Here is a 6,131-nt window from a genome sequence, read left to right on the forward strand (position 1 = left end):
AAATTCCTCGCTCTGATATGCACCCAATTAATGCAGCCGAAAACCGCTAAAATAAATAAATGAATCTTTTTAAGAGGGATGGCTCCCTGAATTATTAAAAAAAGGTTACTGTGCGAACTATCTGAACCTGTCAAACCAACGGGTAAAAGGTACAACATAATACTAGGTGTAGGCTGCACGCAATTAAAGTGAGTGTACATCAACAGGAGGCATAGCAACACAAGGAGATAGCTAAAAAACGTACATGGTCAGTCAGAAAAAAACAGCTACTAAAGAGATCGGTTTTACCCACGAAGATTTTGCCGCCCTTCTCGACAAATATGACTATCACTTCAGTCCTGGGGATATCGTACCGGGCACGGTGTTTAGTATGGAACCTAAAGGGGCGCTGATTGATATCGGGGCAAAAACAGCGGCCTTCATTCCCATTCAGGAAATGTCAATCAATCGAGTTGACGACCCTGTAGAGGTTTTGCAACCAAATGAGACGCGGGAATTCTTTATCTTGACCGACGAAAATGAAGACGGACAGTTAACCCTTTCTATTCGTCGCATTGAATATATGCGGGCTTGGGAAAGGGTGCGTCAACTGCAAGCAGAAGACGCTACAGTACGCGCCAACGTCTTTGCCACCAATCGTGGCGGTGCTTTAGTCAGAATTGAAGGATTGCGAGGATTCATTCCCGGTTCTCATATCAGCGCCCGCGAAGCCAAAGAAGATTTGGTCGGTCAAGAACTGCCTTTGAAATTTCTTGAAGTTGATGAAGAACGCAATCGACTGGTATTGAGCCATCGACGCGCCCTAGTAGAACGCAAGATGCACGGTTTAGAAGTCGGTCAAGTCGTCACGGGAACGGTGAGAGGAATCAAGCCCTACGGTGCCTTTATCGACATTGGCGGAGTCAGTGGGTTACTGCATATCTCAGAAATTTCTCACGACCACATCGATACGCCTCACAGCGTCTTTAACGTCAACGATGAATTAAAAGTGATGATCATCGACCTAGATGCGAACAGAGGGCGAATTTCGCTATCGACCAAGCAGCTAGAACCAGAACCTGGCGATATGCTCAAAAATCGCCAACTAGTCTTCGAGAAAGCCGAAGAAATGGCTGAGAAGTACCGTCAGAAGTTGTTGGCTGAAGCGCAAGAAAAAGTTGTTGACGAGGCAGACATTCCTCCCGCTCTAGACGAAGAAATGGCGATTGCAGCGACAGAAGATTAAACCAAACTGTTTCTGAATCTAGTAGGCAAAAGAATATACATAAAACAGGAGGGAACCCCCCTCCTTTTTTGTAACGAGATTATTGTACAGAACTTGAGAGCGAAGGCTTTCTATGCGCATATTGCACTTTAAGAATGCAGCTTATTCATGAAATAAACTTTTTCGTTACAAGCATTACAAAATTTACCCGGATAAAATTAATTAAATGTTTACATGAATTAATAGTAAACCTATCCTATCTTAGATGTTTTCCAATATTTAAAGCTATACAGCTACCGAGTCAAACATCTTAACAAAATATTGGTAAAGCCCTCATAGGCATCGATCGCAAAAACTTCAGTCAATTCAATAATCTAGCAATCCAGACCGGATTTAAGGAGGAACGATCCCGTGGTACAAGCACCCCGACGAGACGAAGCAGCAACCCAGAACAAATTTGAAAAATTTAAAGCAGAAAAAGACGGACTAGCAATAAAAGACGAACTGGAACATTTTGCTCAAATTGGCTGGGAAGCCATGGACAAAACCGACTTAGAACATCGGCTCAAATGGATGGGGATTTTTTACCGTCCCGTCACCCCAGGTAAATTCATGATGCGGATGCGGACTCCCAATGGCATTCTCACCAGCCAGCAGATGCGAGTTCTAGCCGAAATCGTTCAGCGTTACGGCGATGATGGCAACGCTGACATCACCACCAGACAAAATTTCCAGTTGCGAGGTATTCGCATCGAAGACGTACCCGATATCGTTCGCCGTCTCAAAGCCGTGGGAATGACTTCCGTGCAGTCTGGAATGGATAACGTTCGCAACATCACAGGGTCTCCGGTGGCGGGACTGGATGCCGATGAGTTAATCGATACTCGCGAGTTAGTCCAAAAAGTCCAAGATGCTATTACCAATAGCGGCGAGGGTAATTATGAGTTTACCAATCTGCCTCGAAAATTCAATATCGCGATCGAAGGCGGACGAGATAACTCAGTCCACGCCGAAATTAACGATATTGCCTTCGTTCCCGCTTATAAAGACGGGCAGTTAGGCTTTAACGTGCTCGTCGGCGGCTTTTTCTCGGCTAAACGTTGCGAAGCGGCAATTCCTCTCAATGCTTGGGTACCGCCCAATGACGATGTAGTCGATTTGTGCAGGGCTATTTTGATCGTTTTTCGAGACCATGGCTTGCGTGCCAATCGCCAGAAAGCACGACTGATGTGGCTAATTGACGAAGTGGGTATAGAAACATTTCGTTCGATGGTGGAGAAGCAATTCGGTCGTCCTCTGGCTACAGAAGCGCAAAAAGACGAGATAGACTGGGAAAAACGCGATTTTATCGGCATTTTCCCGCAAAAACAACCCGGTCTTAACTTTGTTGGCTTGCACGTTCCCGTGGGACGACTGTATGCTCGGGATATGTTGGACTTGGCACGAATGGCAGAAGTTTATGGCAGTGGAGAAATTCGCCTCACTGTCGAACAAAACGTGATTATTCCCAACATTCCCAATGAGAATTTGGATGCTTTTTTAGCCGAACCGCTACTCCAGAAATTTACAATTAGTCCCAAGCCTCTAGAACGTGCCTTGGTTTCTTGCACGGGCGCTCAATTTTGCAATTTTGCCCTAGTGGAAACGAAAAATCGTGCCCTCGCTTTAGCAAAGGCGTTAGACGAAGAATTAGAATTATCTCGTTCGGTGCGAATTCATTGGACGGGGTGTCCTAACTCTTGCGGGCAGCCTCAAGTCGCCGATATCGGACTGATGGGCACGAAAGTACGCAAAGACGGCAAAACTGTAGAAGGCGTAGATTTGTATATGGGCGGCAAAGTCGGCAAGGATGCTCGGCTTGGGACTTGCGTGCAGAAAGGTATTGCCTGCGAGGATTTATTGCCAGTCTTGAAAAATATCCTGATTGAGAATTTTGGCGCTAAGCCCAAGCAGAAGTAGCTGTCCCTCCTCTTCTAAAGAGGATTTAATACCATTTTACCCATTTTACAGAGATAGTCGATCGCCCTCACCCCCAACCCCTCTCCCTATTTGGGAGAGGGGAGAAGAATGNTCGATCGCGAAAACCTGAAAATTGGTATAAGCTATTAGCTTGGGATTTAAATCCCAAATCGAATCCGTTTGTATCGGAATTATACGTAGTGCGAGCCGGAATGAAAAGCGCTTTTCGGGACTATATGCGAGCGGGACGCTCGCACTACTAATTAGCCATAATAGGTAAGTTATTACTACCAAACCGCCAACTACGATCGCCCCAACTCCTGCGAACGCCGAGTTGCTGCCTGGACTGCTTCGATCAAAGCCGAACGAAAACCAGCCCTCTCCAACTGCGCTACCCCAGCAATGGTCGTTCCACCAGGACTGGTTACTCTATCTTTTAATTCGGCTGGATGTAATTGCGATTCCTGGATGAGTGTTGCCGTCCCCAGTACGGTTTGTAGCGCCAATTGAAAGGCAACGGCACGGGGCAATCCAGCAGCAACTCCCCCATCGGCTAAGGCTTCGATCGCGATCGCGACATAAGCGGGTCCCGATCCCGATAAACCCGTTACCGCGTCCATGAGCGATTCCGAAACTTCTACGACTTGCCCCACGGCTTCAAAAATAGATCTCGCCAGGGATAGATGATGGTTTTCTACTTTTTTACCAGGCGCGATCGCAGTTATTCCCGCACCTACCGTCGCAGGGGTATTGGGCATCGCACGAATGACGGGCTTGTCCGGAAAAGCTGACTCTAGACGACTTAAGGGAACGCCAGCCAGAATCGAGATAACTAGCAATGGTTTTTCTTGTAGCGCCCCGTTGCCTAACTCAGACACGACTGCCTCTAACGCTTGCGGTTTAATCGCCAGCAACAAAACTTCCGATGCAGCCGCCGCTTTGTTATCAAAAGCGACTCGAATACGATACTTCTGTTGCAAAAAATCTCTTCGCTGCGACAAAGGTTCGCTAACCGATATCTCATCGGTCGAGTAAACTTTCGCAGCAATCAAGCGGGATAAAATTGCTTCTGCCATTACCCCGCCGCCGATAATACCTAATTTAACAGACACCCGATTTTGATAATCTAAAAAAGATAGAGGACTGAGGATAAAGGATAGCAAATCAAAAATCGAATTAATCTTTTTGTTTGGTTTTATCCTTTTTCCTTTATCCTTACTGAGCGATCCGATTGACTTCTGCTCCCCAAGCCGGAGTAGGTGAGGCTGGACGAGGCGAAGCTTTTGGCATTTCCGCTACATCGTGGACAGTTCCCGAAAGGGTGCTGACTTTAACGCAGTTAGGCGTGAATAGAAAAATGCTTTCTCCAATGCGTTCTTGATGTCCGTCGATCGCATAGGTACCGCCAGCCACGAAGTCTACTGCCCGTTGCGCTTCTGCCGGATTCATGGCATTGAGATTTAAAACAACTGATTTGCGCTCCCGTAGCGTTTGAATCACTTGGGGCATTTCTTCAAAGGAGTGCGGTTCGATTACGACGACTTCTGCAATCCCGTTGGTAATTCCTGGCATACCAATCACATTACTTCTCGTACTAGATCCCATTACCGTTTCTGTAGTTAAATTTATAGGTTCTCGATTTCGTCTGCGAGATTGAGGCTCTTGTTCGGCTATCCCGTCGGGTTCTTCCGGTTCATTATGGGGATACTGCTCCCATTCCTCGTAGTCATCGTATTCGTCAGGCTCCGTGATGCCTACAAAGTCTTTTAGCTTTGTCAGAATCGTATTCACAGTATATATTCCTCTACGACTTGAGATTTTGATGTAATCAAGCCTTACGGCAGTCTAGTCAGGAGATTTTTGAGAGAAAGATCGGGAAACAGAAAAAAATCGACAGTTTATTAAGTTGCTATCGCTTTCTTTTACTGTTATCCTGAAAAAACTTAGTTAGTACAGATGAACGCCTAAACAATCTCTCAAGCTGAATCAATGTGAGTTTTCAGAGGTTAGATTTGGTTAATTTCCCTAATCTAGTCGTATTGACTCTATAATTGGTTCCCTTGAACGATTGATTCTAGATCTCTCTAGGAATAGGCAAAACCACCTTGCGGATTGCACGACAATCCATGCAGATTTTAGGCGCTCGCCTAATGTTTTATAAAGAAACAGTAAAGTCTTAGTTTGGGTTTGTCAAACGCTCTTAATTAAATCTTTATGTTCTTTCTCCAAAAATAATTCTTCCCAAACGAATCATAGTTGCACCTGCTTGAACGGCAAGCAAATAGTCGTCCGACATTCCCATCGATAACTGCTCCATCCGTAGGTGCGATCGCTGCTCGATTGTCCGAGCAAGTTCGCGGGTTTGTTGAAAGGCTGCCAAAATTTGTTCTTGGGATAATCCTAGTGGCAAAATTGTCATCAAACCTTGAATTTTGAGATGATGACATTGCTCTAAATCGGGTAACGCTGTCAGTAATTCGGGAATCTGCCAACCATATTTATTGGGATCGGGCAAGACTTTTACTTGAAGGCAGACTTGAGGGGGATAGGGTAACTCAGCGGCTAGACGATTAAGACGCTGAGCAATTTTAAGATCGTCAACGGAATGAATCCATTGAAAATGTTCTAGGACTTTTTTAGCTTTATTTGCCTGTATATGCCCGATAAAATGCCAACAAATGTCAGATAAATCCTGCAGTCGCTCCTGTTTCAGTAACGCTTCTTGCAGGCGATTCTCTCCAAAATCTCGTATGCCTGCTGCATAAGCTTCTCGTATCGCCTCTACCGATACTTGTTTGGTGACAGCGATTAAACGCACCTGAGGCGGTATCTGTTGGCGAATCTGGTTAATGCGTTGGGCAATCGTCATAGAAAAATCGGAAGTCGAAAGTCGGAATTAGAGAAAATTACTACTGTAAGTAAGTCGGCGGGGAAATTTATCAGTATGTAACAAAAGCTTAACCAGAGT

At 45.5% G+C, this 6,131-nt stretch carries 5 protein-coding genes; 2 read left to right on the forward strand and 3 right to left on the reverse strand.

The features are described from left to right. Positions 1-244: 244 nt before the first annotated feature. Positions 245-1,225 (forward strand): 30S ribosomal protein S1, encoded by a 981-nt coding sequence (locus tag NIES593_RS15535; RefSeq protein WP_073600446.1) that lies wholly within the window; start codon positions 245-247, stop codon positions 1,223-1,225. A gap of 390 nt (positions 1,226-1,615) precedes the next feature. Beyond that, entirely contained in the window at positions 1,616-3,163 is a 1,548-nt protein-coding gene (locus NIES593_RS15540) for a ferredoxin--nitrite reductase (protein ID WP_073600447.1), read from the forward strand. Positions 3,164-3,465: 302 nt separating this feature from the next. Here the strand turns inward: NIES593_RS15540 and proC are convergent, their stop codons facing one another. The 3 genes from proC to NIES593_RS15555 all read right to left on the reverse strand — a co-directional run bounded on the left by proC (position 3,466) and on the right by NIES593_RS15555 (position 6,032). Further along, a complete protein-coding gene (proC, locus tag NIES593_RS15545) occupies positions 3,466-4,275 on the reverse strand; it encodes a pyrroline-5-carboxylate reductase (protein ID WP_083602463.1) in 810 nt (269 codons plus the stop codon). A gap of 103 nt (positions 4,276-4,378) precedes the next feature. Continuing rightward, positions 4,379-4,954 (reverse strand): cell division protein SepF, encoded by a 576-nt coding sequence (locus tag NIES593_RS15550; RefSeq protein WP_073600449.1) that lies wholly within the window; start codon positions 4,952-4,954, stop codon positions 4,379-4,381. A 421-nt stretch (positions 4,955-5,375) separates the two neighbouring features. Then, positions 5,376-6,032, reverse strand: a complete 657-nt coding sequence (locus tag NIES593_RS15555; protein WP_073600450.1) for a YggS family pyridoxal phosphate-dependent enzyme — start codon at positions 6,030-6,032, stop codon at positions 5,376-5,378. Positions 6,033-6,131 lie beyond the last annotated feature (99 nt).

This window comes from Hydrococcus rivularis NIES-593 (genome assembly GCF_001904635.1).
Classification (GTDB): Bacteria; Cyanobacteriota; Cyanobacteriia; order Cyanobacteriales; family Microcystaceae; genus Hydrococcus; species Hydrococcus rivularis.

Bases quoted from the DNA above. Each gene is read 5' to 3' on its own strand.
- NIES593_RS15535 (WP_073600446.1), top strand. From the start codon at position 245: ATGGTCAGTCAGAAAAAAACAGCTACTAAAGAGATCGGTTTTACCCAC.
- NIES593_RS15555 (WP_073600450.1), bottom strand. From the start codon at position 6,032: ATGACGATTGCCCAACGCATTAACCAGATTCGCCAACAGATACCGCCT.